Origin of the sequence: Streptomyces sp. NPDC017890 (assembly GCF_044328675.1) — a bacterium.
Classification (GTDB): Bacteria; Actinomycetota; Actinomycetes; order Streptomycetales; family Streptomycetaceae; genus Streptomyces.
Genome location: NZ_JBIRHU010000007.1, coordinates 1 through 14,375, shown reverse-complemented (window position 1 = coordinate 14,375; position 14,375 = coordinate 1). Strand labels below are relative to the sequence as shown.

The following is a 14,375-nucleotide window of genomic DNA, read 5'->3' as shown; positions in this document are numbered from 1 at the left end:
GCGTCAGCGCCTCAGCGGCCGATCTCCTTGCGCGTGACGCGGCGCAGCCGGCGCCTCTGCGCGGGGTCGAGGGTGAGGTACGCGGCCGCCGGGACCCCCAGAACTATGAGCAGGGCGGCCCACCAGGGCAGCCAGATCAGCAGGATGAGCCCGGCCGCCACACCCCCTGCTGCGACCTTGGCGTTCTTCGACATGGTGTCGCCTCCTTCGCGGCCACTGCCGCTCTCTGTGCTGAAAACGGACCCGCGCTCCCGGCAGTTCCGTACCGCGACCCTGAGACATCCCTGAGGCCGTACCCTCACGCACCCCTGAGAGCCCGTCGGCGACTCCTTCCGGAGAGAGCACCTCCCCATCTGAATAGTGACCCAAGCCACACCCCAATCACACCCCGAGATCTCGGCAGTCATGTACAGTCGGCGACCGCGTCCCCGGCTAGTCAAATTTGAGGAATACATCATCGCTGTGCAGACCACCCTCCCGGCGACACTTTCCGAGATTTCCGAACTCGCCCGCTGCTGTGCCGTTTTCGTACCCGGTGATCCCGCCCGCACCGGCGCAGTCGCCTTCTGGCGGCCCGACGGCGAGGCCCCCGCGGCCATGTCGTCGGGGTCCGTGGAAGACCTGACGGTCGTACTGCCCGACGACGACGGCGTGGGTCCGGTGCGCGTGCCCGCGGTGCTGCTGCCGCTGCGGGCGGCCCTGCCGGTTCTCACACGCGCGCGTGCCGACGCGAACGGCCACCGGGCGACCGTGTTCTGGGGCGCGGTCGCCGTCGAGGCACTGCACCTCGTGGCGCGCGGGCTGCTGCTGCCCGGCCTGTCCGCGGCCGACCACGACGCCTGGCGCACCGGCCCGCTGGGCGCGCAGGAGACCGAACGGGTACGCCATCTCGCCGCCGCCATGCCGCCCGAGGCCCACGCGGTACCCGTCGACGACGTCGAACCCCTGCGGCTGCCCGACCCGGAACGGCTGGTGCGCGCTTTCCTGGACGCCCTGGCCGACACACTCCCCCGCTCCCCCGCCGCCGAACTCGTGACTGCCGGACCCGCCTACGCCGCGCAGGAGACCAGGCGCACGCCCGAGCTGAGCGAATGGGCCGCCGACATCGCCGCGGGACACGACACGGGCGTCCGGCTGTCACTGCGTGTCGAGGTGCGTGGCCTGTCGGCCGTGGCTTCCCAGGACACCGGGCCGGCGTTCCGAGCCGTGCTCCAGGTACACAGCGTGAGCGATCCCGCGCTCGTCGCGGACACCGCCGAGGTGTGGGCGGGCGGCGCGTTCGGCACGCGCGCGCGGATGGACGTCCTGCTCTCACTCCGCCGTGCGGCACGGGCCTGGCCCGCCCTCACACCACTCCTGTCCGCCGCCGTGCCGGACGCCGTCGAACTCGCCGACGAGGAGGTCACCGAGCTTCTCGGGTGGGGCTCCCGGGCACTCGCCGGCGCGGGAGTCGACGTGCACTGGCCGAGGGAGCTGGCCCGGGACCTGACCGCCCGCGCGGAGGTCGGGCCGCCCGACGACGACCCGGCGCCGCGCACCGGCTCGTCCGACGCCGGCCCGTCATTCCTGTCCGCCGACGCGCTGCTCGCCTTCAACTGGTCGTTCGCCCTGGGCGAGCAGCGGCTCACGCGCGAGGAACTGGATCAGCTCGCCGAGGCCAACCGTCCCGTGGTGCGCCTGCGCGACCAGTGGGTACTCGTCGACCCGGAGGAGGCCCGCCGAGCCCGCACCCGGCAGGACCGCAAGGTCACACCGGTCGACGCGCTCGCCGCGGCCCTGACGGGCTCGACGGAGGTCGACGGGCACCGCGTGGAGGTGCGCCCCACGGGGTGGTTGGCGGCCTTGCGGGAACGGCTCGCCGACCCCGAGGCCCAGGATGCCGTCGCACAGCCCGCCGCCCTCGACGCCACCCTGCGCGACTACCAGCGACGGGGGCTCAACTGGCTGGCCCGCATGACATCGTTGGGCCTGGGCTGCTGTCTCGCCGATGACATGGGGCTCGGCAAGACCATCACGCTGATCGCCCTGCACCTGCACCGGCAGACCGACGCGTCGGCGGCCGGACCCACTCTGGTGGTGTGCCCGACCTCCCTCATGGGCAACTGGCAGCGCGAGATCGAGCGGTTCGCGCCCGGCACGCCCGTACGTCGCTTCCACGGTGCCCGGCGCGATCTGGAAGGGCTGGCCGACGGCGAGTTCGTGCTCACCACCTACGGCACGATGCGCCTGGACACCGACCGGCTCTCCGCCGTGCAGTGGGGCATGGTCGTGGCCGACGAGGCCCAGCACGTGAAGAACCCGTACTCGGAGACCGCGCGGCAACTGCGCTCCATCGGCGCACGCGCGCGCGTGGCGCTCACCGGCACCCCGGTGGAGAACAACCTCTCCGAACTGTGGGCCATCCTCGACTGGGCCACCCCGGGGCTGCTGGGCCGGCTCGGCACCTTCCGCAGGCACTACGCACAGGCCGTCGAGGGCGGCCAGGACCCGGCGGCGGCGGAGCGGCTGGCGCGGCTCGTGCGCCCGTTCCTGCTGCGGCGCCGCAAGTCGGATCCCGGCATCGCGCCGGAGCTGCCGCCGAAGACCGAGACGGACCGCCCGGTGTCGCTGACCGCGGAACAGACAGGGCTGTACGAGGCGGTGGTGCGCGAGGCGCTCGCGGAGATCGCCGGGGCCGACAGCATGGCGCGACGCGGCATGATCGTGAAACTCCTGACGAGCCTCAAGCAGATCTGCAACCACCCCGCGCAGTTCCTCAAGGAGGACCGGCCGAGGATCACAGGCCGCTCGGGGAAGCTGGAACTGCTGGACGAGCTGCTCGACACCATCCTCGCCGAGGAGGCGAGTGTGCTGGTCTTCACGCAGTACGTGCAGATGGCACGCCTGCTCGAACAGCACCTGGCCGCCCGCGGCGTCCCCTCGCTGTTCCTGCACGGCGGCACGTCCGTCACGGCTCGGGAGACGCTGGTGCGGCGGTTCCAGGACGGCGAGGTCCCGGTCTTCCTGCTGTCGTTGAAGGCCGCGGGCACCGGCCTGAACCTCACGCGCGCGGAGCACGTCGTGCACTACGACCGCTGGTGGAATCCCGCCGTCGAGGCACAGGCCACCGACCGCGCCTACCGCATCGGCCAGACCCGGCCCGTGCAGGTGCACCGGCTGGTCGCCGAGGGGACCATCGAGGACCGCATCGCCGCCCTGCTGAACCGGAAGCGGCAACTTGCCGACGCGGTGCTGGGAGCGGGCGAGGCGGCGCTCACGGAGCTGACCGACGCGGAACTGGCCGACCTGGTCGAGCTGCGAGGGGGTACGCGATGACCCGGTACGACGATGACACGGAACGGACGTTCGCCGCACTGCCGCCCGCACACGGACGGGGCTTCGCGCAGACCTGGTGGGGTCAGGCCTGGCTGAAGGCACTGGAGGACGCGGCCCTGGACACGGCGCAGGTGAAGACGGGCCGTCGGCTCGCGCGCGCGGGAGCGGTCGGTGCGGTGTCGGTACGCCCGGGACGCATCACCGCGGTCGTCCAGGACCGGGACCGCACGGCGCACCGGGCCGACGTCCTGCTGGAGAAGCTGTCCGACGCGCAGTGGGACCACTTCGCCGACATGGCGATCGAGCGGTCCGGGCATGTCGCGGCACTGCTGGATCGCGACATGCCGCCGCATCTCGTGGAGGACGCCGCGAACGCCGGCATCGACCTGCTGCCGGGACTGGGCGACCTGGAACCGAAGTGCGACTGCGGTGCCTGGGACCACTGCGGCCACACCGCGGCTCTCTGCTACCAGGTTGCCAGGCTGCTTGATCAGGACCCCTTCGTCCTGCTGCTGATGCGGGGACGCGCGGAGCACGCCGTACTCGACGCCCTTCAGTCCCGCGGCAACGCACCGTCAGAGGATGCCGCTTCCCGTCCGGAGGGCGTGGACGCCGCGGAGGCGTACGCGGCGGGGCTCGTGCTGCCTCCGCTGCCTGCCCTCCCCGACCTCCAGGAGCGTCCGGGTGTACCGCCGTCCCTGGACACCGAGAGCGCGCCGCCTCCAGGCGTCGACCCGGCCGCCCTGGCCTTTCTGGCCTCCCGGGCGGCTGCGGAGGCACACCGCCTGCTCGCCGAGGCCCTGCGTAGCGGGCACGGCCGGCAGGCGGTGGGTGCGGAGGTGACCGATGCGCAGGACGCGGTACGCCTGGCCGCGGACGATCCCGGGGCGGAGGCGCTGCACCGCCTCGGCGCCGGCTCGGGGCGCTCCCAGGAGGCGCTGGCGGTCGCGGTACGCGCCTGGCGGCTCGGGGGTGCAGCCGCTCTCTCCGTGCTCGAGGAGGAGTGGACGGTGGAGGGCGACACGCTCGCACGCGCGCGTGCGGCACTGGAATCGGCGTGGGACGAGGGCGAGCGGCCGTCGTTGCGGGCGCGGTCCAACCGGTGGACCGTCGTCGGCGCGCCGCACCAGCTCCGCCTGGACCGCGACGGCCGCTGGTGGCCCTACCGCAAGGAACGCGGCCGTTGGGTCCCCGTGGGCGGCGCCACTCAGGACCCGGCGACGGCGCTGGCCACGGCGGCACTCACGGCCGGGGACGAACCCTGATGCCCGGTCCCGGCGTCGGGGCTACATCGGCCGACACCGGGAACGGGACCGGGCGAGGAGCGACGGTCCCCAAGGACGAGCGCCGGGTGACAGGGCCGTCCCGGCATCGGCGACAAGGCGCCGGTCCCCGCGAGGAACATCGCCCACGGCGAGCGCGGAGACCGGGCCCTCCCGGCACCGGTCGACGGGCTCCGGCCTCGTCCGAGAACCGTACGCTTCGGTGAATCCGTCCGGCGGCTGCCAGGCAGCCGCCCTGGGGCCTCGATCGGAGTGACGGCCCCGGCAGACAGCGCGCACGCGGCGTGTCGCCGGGACAAGCACTCCGACCGGCATCCTGCGACGGGGGTTCGCCAACAGCGTCCGTGGACCGGAAGGGGCCGGTGCCTTCGTACCGAGGCCGGACCGCTCAGCGGGCGCCGAGGAGGTGGTCCATGGCGAGCTGGTCGAGGTGCTCGAAGGCCATGCCACGGGCGGCGGCCGCGTCCACGTCGAAGGTGTCGAAGGCGGTCGGGTCGGCCAGCAGCGCCGCGAGGCCGTCCTCGGCGGTCGGACGCGCCAGTTCGTCCAGCCGGGACGCGGCGAGGGCCTCCTGCACCTGGGGGTCGGCGCGGAAGGCTGCGGCCCGGTCCTTGAGCATCAGGTAGTTGCGCATGCAGCCCGCCGCCGACGCCCACACTCCGTCGAGGTCCTCGGTCCGCGGCGGCTTGAAGTCGAAGTGGCGCGGTCCCGCGTACCCCGCCCTCTCCAGCAGGTCGACGAGCCAGAACGCCGCCCGCAGATCGCCCGCACCGAACCGCAGGTCCTGGTCGTACTTGATGCCCGACTGACCGTTGAGGTCGATGTGGAACAGCTTGCCCGCCCACAGCGCCTGCGCGATGCCGTGGGGGAAGTTCAGCCCAGCCATCTGCTCGTGGCCGACCTCGGGGTTCACGCCGTACAGCTCCGGCCGCTCCAGCCGCTCGATGAACGCCAGCGCGTGGCCCACCGTCGGCAGCAGGATGTCACCGCGCGGCTCGTTCGGCTTGGGCTCGATCGCGAACTTCAGGTCGTAGCCCTGCTCGGTGACGTACTCGCCGAGCAGGTCGAAGGCCTCCTTCATGCGGTCCAGCGCGTCCCGCACGTCCTTGGCCGCCCCGGACTCCGCGCCCTCCCGGCCGCCCCAGGCGACGTACACGCTCGCGCCGAGCTCCACCGCGAGATCGATGTTGCGGATCGTCTTGCGCAGCGCGTACCGACGCACGTCGCGGTCGTTGGCGGTGAACGCGCCGTCCTTGAACACCGGGTGCGTGAACAGGTTCGTCGTCGCCATCGGGACCTTCATGCCCGTAGCGTCCAGCGCCTGCCGGAACCGCTTGACATGCTCCTCGCGCTCGCTGTCGCTCGACCCGAACGGGATCAGGTCGTCGTCGTGGAACGTGACCCCGTACGCGCCCAGCTCGGCCAGACGGCGCACCGACTCCGCCGGGTCCAGCGCCCGCCGGGTGGCATCGCCGAAGGGGTCCCGACCCTGCCAGCCGACCGTCCACAAACCGAACGTGAACTTGTCCTCGGGAGTGGGCTGGTAGTTCATTCCGTGGCTCCTCGCTCGCTGCCGATCACTTGCCGCCGACTATTTCGTCATGGCGCTTTACAAATTAGTATGCACACACGGTCCTGGGAAGGCACAAGGTGTCCCCGAAGGAGTGACGCCCGGGTCACCAGGACCCGAGGAACCGTGAAACCCCTGTTCAGTGCAGGTCCGTCCAGGCAGTCCAGTCATATCCCGCTAAGCCGCGGAAGAGGGAGAAGTCCGATGTCAGCAGCCGAGGGTCCGCTCGTCGTCGGCGTGGACACGTCCACCCAGTCCACCAAGGCGCTGGTCGTCGACGCGGCCACCGGCCGGGTCGTGGCGAGCGGCCAGGCGCCCCACACCGTGTCCGCGGGAGTCGGCCGCGAGAGCGATCCGCGCCAGTGGTGGGACGCGCTGTGCGAGGCCCTGCACCAGTGCGGTGACGCCGCGCGGGAGGCCGCCGCGGTGTCGATCGGCGGGCAGCAGCACGGGCTCGTCACGCTGGACGCCCACGGCGATCCGGTGCGCCCGGCCCTGCTGTGGAACGACGTGCGCTCGGCCCCGCAGGCCCGCCGTCTGATCGAGGAACTGGGCGGCCCGAAGACCTGGGCGGAGCGCACGGGCAGCGTGCCCAGCGCCTCGTTCACCGTCACCAAGTGGGCGTGGCTGGCCGAGCACGAGCCGGAGGCGGCGCGCGCGGCGAAGGCCGTGCGCCTCCCCCACGACTACCTCACCGAACGCCTCACCGGTGAGGGGACCACCGACCGCGGCGACGCGTCCGGAACCGGCTGGTGGGCGTCCGGCACGGAGGCGTACGACGACGAGATCCTCGCGCGCGTGGGGCTCGACCCGGCGCTGCTGCCACGAGTGGTCCGGCCCGGCGAGGTGGCCGGCACCGTGCGCGACGGCCACGGACTGCCGTTCTCCAAGGGCACCCTCGTCGCCGCCGGCACCGGTGACAACGCGGCCGCCGCGCTGGGTCTCGGGCTGCGTCCCGGCGTGCCGGTGATGAGCCTCGGCACGTCCGGCACCGTGTACGCCGTGTCGCGACGACGCGCCGCCGATCCGACCGGCACCGTGGCGGGCTTCGCCGACGCGCGAGGCGACTGGCTGCCGCTGGCCTGCACCCTCAACTGCACCCTTGCCGTCGACCGCGTCGCGGCCCTGCTCGGCCTCGACCGGGAAGCCGTGGAGCCCGGCACCGGCGTCACGCTCCTGCCCTACCTGGACGGCGAACGCACGCCGAACCTGCCGCACTCCTCCGGCCTCCTGCACGGACTGCGCCACGACACGACCGCGGGCCAACTGCTCCAGGCCGCGTACGACGGCGCCGTCCACTCGCTGCTCGGCGCGCTCGACCTGGTCCTCGACGCCGACGCGGACCCGTCCGCGCCACTGCTGCTGATCGGCGGCGGCGCGCGCGGGACTGCCTGGCAGCAGACCGTACGACGGCTGTCGGGACGTCCCGTCCAGATCCCCGAGGCCAAGGAACTGGTCGCCCTCGGCGCCGCGGCGCAGGCGGCCGGACTACTGACCGGCGAGGACGCGGCGGCGGTCGCCCGGCGCTGGAACACGGCCGCGGGTCCGGTACTCGACGCCGTGGAACGGGACGAGACGACACTGACCAGGATCACCGGGGTACTCTCCGACGCGGCACCGCTGCTGGAGCGGAACGCGGACTCCCACTGAGGACACGTTCACGCGGACGCCACCGACGGGAACCGTCACGGGCGATTCCCGCGGGACTCCCCCGAGAGGGTGTCGTCGGGGGCCGGTCGGCGTGAACGGCGACCCGTGCGCACACTGCCGGAGGGCATGCCCCTGGACCGGGGCACTCTCACCGACGGCGTGCGTCCGCGTGGACCGCGTCCGGCACTCGTCGACGGAGGGCAGGGACATGGACCACGAGCCGACGCTCGCCGTCGGGGGGCGTCCTGAGGCGGGCCGTCGAGGGGCGTCCCCCATGGGCGTGCCCGGCGGTACCGCGGGCGGCGCCCTCGGCCGCCGCCCGCCGGGACCGGAGACAGACCGAAGACCGACCAAGGACTGACGGAGGCATGACCGCACCGCCGCACGAAGCACACCCCGCCCGCCCCGGACGCGCGCTGCCGGACACCCAGCAGGGCATGCGCCGCCGCAACCTCGCACGGGTGATGCACACCGTCAGCGCCGAGGGCCCGCTGTCCCGGGCCGCCGTCGCCTCACGGATCGGGCTGACACGTGCGGCGGTGTCGACGCTCGTGGACGAGCTCATCCGCTCCGGCCTGCTGGAAGAGCTGGGCCCCGAGCGGCCCGGCCGGGTGGGACGGCCCGGGTCGGCGCTCGCTGTCAGCGCCAAGGGCCCGGCCGGCATCGGGGCGGAGGTCGGCGTCGACCACCTCGCGGTCTGCGCGGTCGACCTGCGTGGCCGGGTACGGTCGCGGGTCGTGCGGTACGGCAGCAACCGGGGCCGCTCGCTGGAGCCGGTGATCGAGCAGCTCACCGGCCTGGTGCGGCAGGTCGTCTCGGAGGCGGAGGCCGAGGGACTGTGGCCGGCCGGGCTCGCGGTCGCCGTGCCGGGTCTCGTGGCGCGGGACGCCCGTACCGTCGTACGCGCTCCGAACCTGGACTGGCACGACACGGATCTGGGCGCGCTGCTGCCCGCGGACCTGCCGCTGACCGTGAACAACGAGGCCAACTTCGGCGCGCTCGCCGAACTATGGCTCGGTGACGGCACCCCACGGGACTTCCTTCATGTCTCGGCCGAGATCGGCATCGGAGCGGCCGTGGTCGTCGACGGGCAGCTGCTGCGCGGTACCCGGGGATTCGCCGGCGAACTGGGGCACGTCCCGGTCAACCCCGACGGACCGGAGTGCGCCTGCGGCGGGCGAGGGTGCCTGGAGCAGTACGCCGGTGAGAAGGCGGTACTGCGCGCGGCGGGCGTGGAGCCGGGCGCGGACCGCGTCGGGCTGCTCGCGGGGCGCGCCGAGGAGGGCGACGAGGCGGTACGGCGTGCCCTGCGCGACGCGGGCACGGCGCTCGGCATCGCACTGACCGGGGCGGTCAACCTGCTCGACCCCGAGAGCGTGGTGCTGGGGGGCGCACTGGCCGGCCTCGCCCCCTGGCTGCTGCCGTCGCTGCGGGACGAACTGGCCCGGCGCACGGCAGGTCCGGCCTGCCCGGTCTCCGTGTCTCGGCTCGGCCCTCAAGGACCGCTGCTCGGCGCCGCGCACTCGGTTGTGCGGGCCGTCCTGGACGACCCTTCGGTGGTGGCGGAACGGGCCTGAAGCCGGACTGGTGACAGGTACGGAGCGGGCCCGAACCCGGGACGGACACGGCCCGAACCCGAACCCGGGACGGCCACAGCCCGGACCCGAACCCAGGACGGACGCGACCCAAGCCCCGACCCGGGACGGACACGGCCCAAGCCCCGACCCGACCCCCGGACGGCGGTCGTGGCCGAACCGGCCCGGCCGTGAGACCCGCCGAATGCCCTCCCTTCACGCCCTCGCCACTCGATCGAGTGAGCGCGGTGTCCACACGGCGGCGGCTGTCCACGGAACGGCGCGGCGCCCTTCTGCACAACCCCCGCTGCCCGTACGGTGATTCGCGCGGACGCTCCTCGCACGGCCGGCGGGGGACGTCACGTCAGCGTCTCCTTCTCAGCCATGTCGCGCAGCTGAGCACCCCCACACACACAGAGCCCGAGGGCCCCACCGACGAAGGGCAGGTCTCCATGGAAAGGGAAAGGACAGCACCGGTTCCGACCAGACGGCGTCTCCTGCAGGGCGCCGCGCTCGCCACCGTCCCGTATGCCCTGCTTTCCGGTACACGGGCCGCCGCCCGGCCCCGGGCCGTCGACTACCCCGACGCCGAGTGGCAGCCGGCGAGTACGTCCAACTGCACCCGGTCGAGCCGCCCCACCGCCTATCCCGTCGACCACGTGGTCGTCCACGTCACGCAGGAGACGTACGCCGACACCCTCTCCATCTTCCGCAACCCGCAGAAGCAGGTGTCCGCGCACTACGTCGTCCGGTCCTCCGACGGGCACGTGGCGCAGTGTGTCCGTGAGGCGGACATCGCCTGGCACGCGGGGAACTGGGACTACAACACCCGCAGCATCGGAATCGAACACGAGGGGTGGGTGGACAGGCCCGAGTACTTCACCAACGCCCTGTACGAACAGTCGGCCCGGCTCACCGCGGCGATCTGCACCACGTACGGCATCCCCAAGGACCGCACCCACATCATCGCGCACCACGAGGTACCGGGCAGCGACCATACGGATCCCGGACCTCTGTGGGACTGGACCCGTTACATCAGACTGGTCAACTTCGTCTGACCGTCGGCGGTCCTCACGTGCGGGGTGATCCGGCCGGTCGAAGAGGTTGTCCGCTCGTATCCGCGGAGTGACGATGTCTCCCATCGCATCACCTCCAGTACCACCGTCCGGGGAGGCCGAGTTGACTGATTCATGGCTGGCTCTGGAACCGGGGGCCGATCCCGTCGAACGCGCCCGGACGCTGCGGCGCGCACACGCGACGTTCACCGAGGCGGGGACGGTGCCGCGCCCCGTGCGTGCCGTGGTGGCGGAGTCCTGGCGGCGGTCGGTCCGGGCAGGTGTCGGTCCGGACGGCGCCGCGAGCGTGGAGCTCATGGACGGTGACCTCGGCGCCTACCGGGCCGAGCATCCGCTGGCGCGGGTGATGCCGCTGGTCCGGGAGCTCCTGGGCGCGTTCGCCGCTGACGGCGAGCACCTGCTCGCGGTGTGCGACGCGCACGGCAGGCTGCTGTGGGTGGAGGGGCACCGGGCCACCCGGCGCCGGGCAGGACGGATGAACTTCGTGCCGGGTGCCCGGTGGGCGGAGTCCGCGGTGGGGACGAACGCGCCGGGCACGGCGGTGGCCGTGGGCCGGCCGGTCCAGGTCTTCGCGGCGGAGCACTTCATACGGCGGGTCCAGCCGTGGACGTGTGCGGCGGCCCCGGTGCACGATCCCCGCACGGGTCGCGTACTCGGCGCCGTGGACATCACCGGCGGGGACGGTCTGGCGCATCCGCACAGTCTGGGGTTCGTGCAGGCGGTCGCGCGTGCCGCCGAGTCGCAGCTCGCGCTGCTCACCCCGGAGCGGTCCGGAGCCGAGGCGGCCGAGCTGACCGCGCTGGGCCGTGACGAGGCCCTGCTGAGCGCGGACGGCCGCCGAGTCCGGCTGAGCCGGCGGCACAGCGAGATCGTGGTGCTGCTGGCCCACCACCCGGAGGGCCTGACCGGCGACGAGTTGTTGTGTGCGCTGTACGAGGACGAGACGGTGCCGCCGGTGACCCTGCGTGCCGAACTGGCGCGGCTGCGCGGGATCCTGGGGCCCGGCCGGCTGGCGTCCCGGCCGTACCGGCTCGCGATGCCCGTCGAGTCGGACGCCATCGTCGTCGAACGTCGCCTGCGGGCAGGTGCGGTCACGGGGGCCGCGGCGGCGTACGCCGGTCCGCTGCTGCCCGGCTCCCGGGCTCCGGCGGTGGTACGGCACAGGCACCGGCTCGCCGACGGTCTGCGCGCCGCGCTGATCGCCTGCCGCGATCCCGACCTGCTGGCCGACTGGGCGCACACGCCGTGGGGCGAGGACGATCTCGACGTGTGGCGCGCGCTGGCCGCGGTCCGGCCCACGCCGACGGCCCGGTCCCGGCTCGTCGCGCTGGAGTCCGAGCTGGCGGCCCCGAACCCGTGGTGACCGGCCGTTGAGCGACGGTCACGGCCCGGTCTCCGCCCTCGGTCGTCGGCCGCCGCGCACGCAACGTCCCTGCAACGTCCCGCTGCCTAGCCTCACCCGCAGAGCTGTCCAACGGCGGGCAGCGCTCGACGAGGGAGGCAGAAGGATGACTCGTTACGCGGCGCCCGGCACCGAGGGCGCGATCGTCTCCTATCAGTCGCGCTACGACCACTTCATCGGCGGCGAGTACGTGAAGCCGGCGCGCGGGCAGTACTTCGAGAACCCGTCACCGGTGAACGGCCGGCCGTTCACGGAGGTCGCGCGCGGTACGGCGGAGGACGTGGAGCGGGCGCTCGACGCCGCGCACGAGGCCGCTCCGGGCTGGGGCCGCACATCGGTGACCGAGCGTTCCGGCATCCTGTTGAAGATCGCCGATCGTATGGAGGCGAACCTGGAGCGCCTGGCGGTCGCCGAGAGCTGGGAGAACGGCAAGCCGGTGCGCGAGACGCTGGCAGCCGACATCCCGCTCGCCATCGACCACTTCCGCTACTTCGCGGGCGCGATCCGTGCCCAGGAGGGTTCACTCGGCGAGCTCGACGACGACACCGTGGCGTACCACTTCCACGAGCCACTGGGTGTGGTCGCGCAGATCATCCCGTGGAACTTCCCGATCCTGATGGCGACCTGGAAGCTGGCCCCCGCTCTCGCCGCCGGCAACGCCGTTGTCCTGAAGCCCGCCGAGCAGACCCCGGCGTCGATCCACTGCTGGCTGAGCCTGGTCGCGGACCTGCTGCCGCCCGGCGTCCTGAACGTCGTCAACGGCTTCGGCGCGGAGGCGGGCAAACCACTCGCGTCCAGCCCGCGGGTGGCGAAGGTGGCGTTCACCGGGGAGACCACCACCGGGCGGCTGATCATGCAGTACGCCTCGGAGAACATCAAGCCGGTCACGCTGGAGCTGGGCGGCAAGTCACCGAACATCTTCTTCGACGATGTCTGGGCGCACGACGACGACTTCCGCGACAAGGCGCTCGAGGGCTTCACCATGTTCGCGCTCAACCAGGGCGAGGTGTGCACCTGCCCGTCCCGCGCACTGGTCCAGCGCGGCACCTATGCCGAGTTCATGGAGGCGGCCGTCGCCCGCACCGAGCTGATCAAGCCGGGGCACCCCCTGGACACCGACACGATGATCGGCGCGCAGGCGTCCAACGACCAGTTGGAGAAGATCCTCTCCTACCTGGACATCGGCCGACAGGAGGGCGCCAAGGTACTCACCGGTGGTGAACGCGTCGAGCACGACGGCGAGTTGAAGGGCGGCTACTACGTGCAGCCCACGATCTTCGAGGGCCACAACCGCATGCGGATCTTCCAGGAGGAGATCTTCGGCCCGGTCGTGTCGGTCACGCCGTTCAACGACTTCGACGACGCGATCAAGACCGCCAACGACACCCTGTACGGCCTCGGCGCCGGGGTGTGGACCCGCGACATGAACACCGCCTACCGCGCGGGCCGCGCCCTCCAGGCGGGGCGTGTCTGGACCAACTGCTATCACGCCTATCCGGCGCATGCCGCCTTCGGCGGCTACAAGCAGTCGGGGATCGGCCGGGAGAACCACAAGATGATGCTGGAGCACTACCAGCAGACGAAGAACATTCTTTGTTCCTACAGCCCTCAGAAGCTCGGGTTCTTCTAGCACTCAAGCCGATCGCCGGGGAGCCTGGTCACGTCCCCAGGAAACCCGTCGAGGCAGCCACGCACCATAACGCTTCTTGAGCATTATGGTGCGTGCCGCACGAGTTGCGGGTACGCACGCCCCGGGCCAACCGCGGGCCGAACCGTGTCGGCGGCGGTTCCTCTTGGTTGACGCGTCACTACGCTGAATGTCGGTGATTGATGCGTCAACTAGCATAGGTCTTGGGCATGCAGATGAGCTGGTTGCAGCCGAACCGACAGAGCCGCGGCCCGAGGCCTGCATCAGTCAAGACCCGGACCGTCCCCGGGCCGGCGGCCCCGGAAAAATCCCGGCGGCTGCCATGAGCACGGGTGGGCGAGCTGCTTGCGCCGTACCACCAACAGACGAAGAACCGGCGCTTTCCGCTCCGACGGGGGCGGCCGCACGAGGACTCAGCCGTCGTGTCCGGCTTTCTCGCTCGGCAGGAACCTCTGGCGGGCCCAGAGGCTCAGCAGTGCCATTGCGCCGACCAACAGCGGCACCGGGTCCCGGACGGGCGGAGCCAGCACGTACCCCAGCGTCGTGGCCGTGCAGACCGTCAAGGGGATGAACGCCGCCGCACCCTCCATCCCCCACCGCAGCGCGGGCCGGGCGGTACCCAGGACGCTCGCCCCGCCGGACACCCAAGGAGCGACAGCGACAACCATCAGCCCCATGGTGGCGCAGACGTCCACCAGTCGACAGGACATCACCCCGGGGCCGTGCAGGCCGACCGTCCACAGTCGCAGGGAGTCACCGACCAGCAGGAGGGACAGCCCGGCGATAGCGACCCACAAAGTGGCTCTCCGGTCACTCCGTACAAGGCGGCGCAGGGCGAACAGAAAACTGAGGAACAC

At 72.3% G+C, this 14,375-nt stretch carries 9 protein-coding genes and 1 pseudogene; 7 read left to right on the top strand and 3 right to left on the bottom strand.

Annotated features, from left to right (window positions below):
* Positions 1-11: 11 nt before the first annotated feature.
* The gene (locus ACH4F2_RS10850) at positions 12-194 is read right to left on the bottom strand and encodes a hypothetical protein (RefSeq protein WP_037761886.1); all 183 of its coding nucleotides are present in this window, start codon (positions 192-194) and stop codon (positions 12-14) included.
* A 211-nt stretch (positions 195-405) separates the two neighbouring features.
* On the opposite strand from ACH4F2_RS10850, the gene ACH4F2_RS10845 reads away from it, so the two are divergent.
* Entirely contained in the window at positions 406-3,315 is a 2,910-nt protein-coding gene (locus ACH4F2_RS10845) for a DEAD/DEAH box helicase (RefSeq protein ID WP_398132597.1), read from the top strand.
* The gene (locus ACH4F2_RS10840; protein ID WP_398132369.1) at positions 3,312-4,580 is read left to right on the top strand and encodes an SWF or SNF family helicase; all 1,269 of its coding nucleotides are present in this window, start codon (positions 3,312-3,314) and stop codon (positions 4,578-4,580) included. The genes ACH4F2_RS10845 and ACH4F2_RS10840 overlap by 4 nt, the downstream gene beginning before the upstream one ends.
* 406 nt (positions 4,581-4,986) lie before the next feature.
* On the opposite strand, the gene xylA is transcribed toward ACH4F2_RS10840, so the two are convergent.
* Positions 4,987-6,150 carry a xylose isomerase gene (xylA, locus tag ACH4F2_RS10835; RefSeq protein WP_398132368.1) on the bottom strand — a complete coding sequence of 388 codons (1,164 nt, stop codon included), beginning with the start codon at positions 6,148-6,150 and terminating at the stop codon, positions 4,987-4,989.
* 222 nt (positions 6,151-6,372) lie between these two features.
* Here xylA and xylB point away from each other — a divergent pair, with 222 nt between their 5' ends.
* The 5 genes from xylB (at position 6,373) to ACH4F2_RS10810 (ending at position 13,500) form a co-directional block, all read left to right on the top strand.
* Positions 6,373-7,818 carry a xylulokinase gene (gene xylB / locus ACH4F2_RS10830; protein WP_398132367.1) on the top strand — a complete coding sequence of 482 codons (1,446 nt, stop codon included), beginning with the start codon at positions 6,373-6,375 and terminating at the stop codon, positions 7,816-7,818.
* A gap of 368 nt (positions 7,819-8,186) precedes the next feature.
* Positions 8,187-9,395 carry an ROK family protein gene (locus tag ACH4F2_RS10825; protein ID WP_398132366.1) on the top strand — a complete coding sequence of 403 codons (1,209 nt, stop codon included), beginning with the start codon at positions 8,187-8,189 and terminating at the stop codon, positions 9,393-9,395.
* Positions 9,396-9,844: 449 nt separating this feature from the next.
* The gene (locus ACH4F2_RS10820) at positions 9,845-10,450 is read left to right on the top strand and encodes an N-acetylmuramoyl-L-alanine amidase (RefSeq protein ID WP_398132365.1); all 606 of its coding nucleotides are present in this window, start codon (positions 9,845-9,847) and stop codon (positions 10,448-10,450) included.
* 121 nt (positions 10,451-10,571) lie between these two features.
* A complete protein-coding gene (locus ACH4F2_RS10815) occupies positions 10,572-11,831 on the top strand; it encodes a GAF domain-containing protein (protein ID WP_398132364.1) in 1,260 nt (419 codons plus the stop codon).
* A 145-nt stretch (positions 11,832-11,976) separates the two neighbouring features.
* Complete coding sequence (locus ACH4F2_RS10810; protein ID WP_398132363.1) at positions 11,977-13,500, top strand: aldehyde dehydrogenase family protein; 1,524 nt, start codon at positions 11,977-11,979, stop codon at positions 13,498-13,500.
* A 431-nt stretch (positions 13,501-13,931) separates the two neighbouring features.
* Here the strand turns inward: ACH4F2_RS10810 and ACH4F2_RS10805 are convergent.
* Positions 13,932-14,375 (bottom strand): annotated as a pseudogene (locus ACH4F2_RS10805) (hypothetical protein); the annotation flags it as partial.

What these genes read in the sequence shown, in the direction of transcription:
- ACH4F2_RS10825 (WP_398132366.1), top strand. Translation starts at nt 8,187, where the DNA reads ATGACCGCACCGCCGCACGAAGCACACCCCGCCCGCCCCGGACGCGCG.
- ACH4F2_RS10820 (WP_398132365.1), top strand. Translation starts at nt 9,845, where the DNA reads ATGGAAAGGGAAAGGACAGCACCGGTTCCGACCAGACGGCGTCTCCTG.
- ACH4F2_RS10850 (WP_037761886.1), bottom strand. Translation starts at nt 194, where the DNA reads ATGTCGAAGAACGCCAAGGTCGCAGCAGGGGGTGTGGCGGCCGGGCTC.
- ACH4F2_RS10840 (WP_398132369.1), top strand. Translation starts at nt 3,312, where the DNA reads ATGACCCGGTACGACGATGACACGGAACGGACGTTCGCCGCACTGCCG.
- ACH4F2_RS10845 (WP_398132597.1), top strand. Translation starts at nt 406, where the DNA reads ATGTACAGTCGGCGACCGCGTCCCCGGCTAGTCAAATTTGAGGAATAC.
- xylB (WP_398132367.1), top strand. Translation starts at nt 6,373, where the DNA reads ATGTCAGCAGCCGAGGGTCCGCTCGTCGTCGGCGTGGACACGTCCACC.
- ACH4F2_RS10810 (WP_398132363.1), top strand. Translation starts at nt 11,977, where the DNA reads ATGACTCGTTACGCGGCGCCCGGCACCGAGGGCGCGATCGTCTCCTAT.
- xylA (WP_398132368.1), bottom strand. Translation starts at nt 6,150, where the DNA reads ATGAACTACCAGCCCACTCCCGAGGACAAGTTCACGTTCGGTTTGTGG.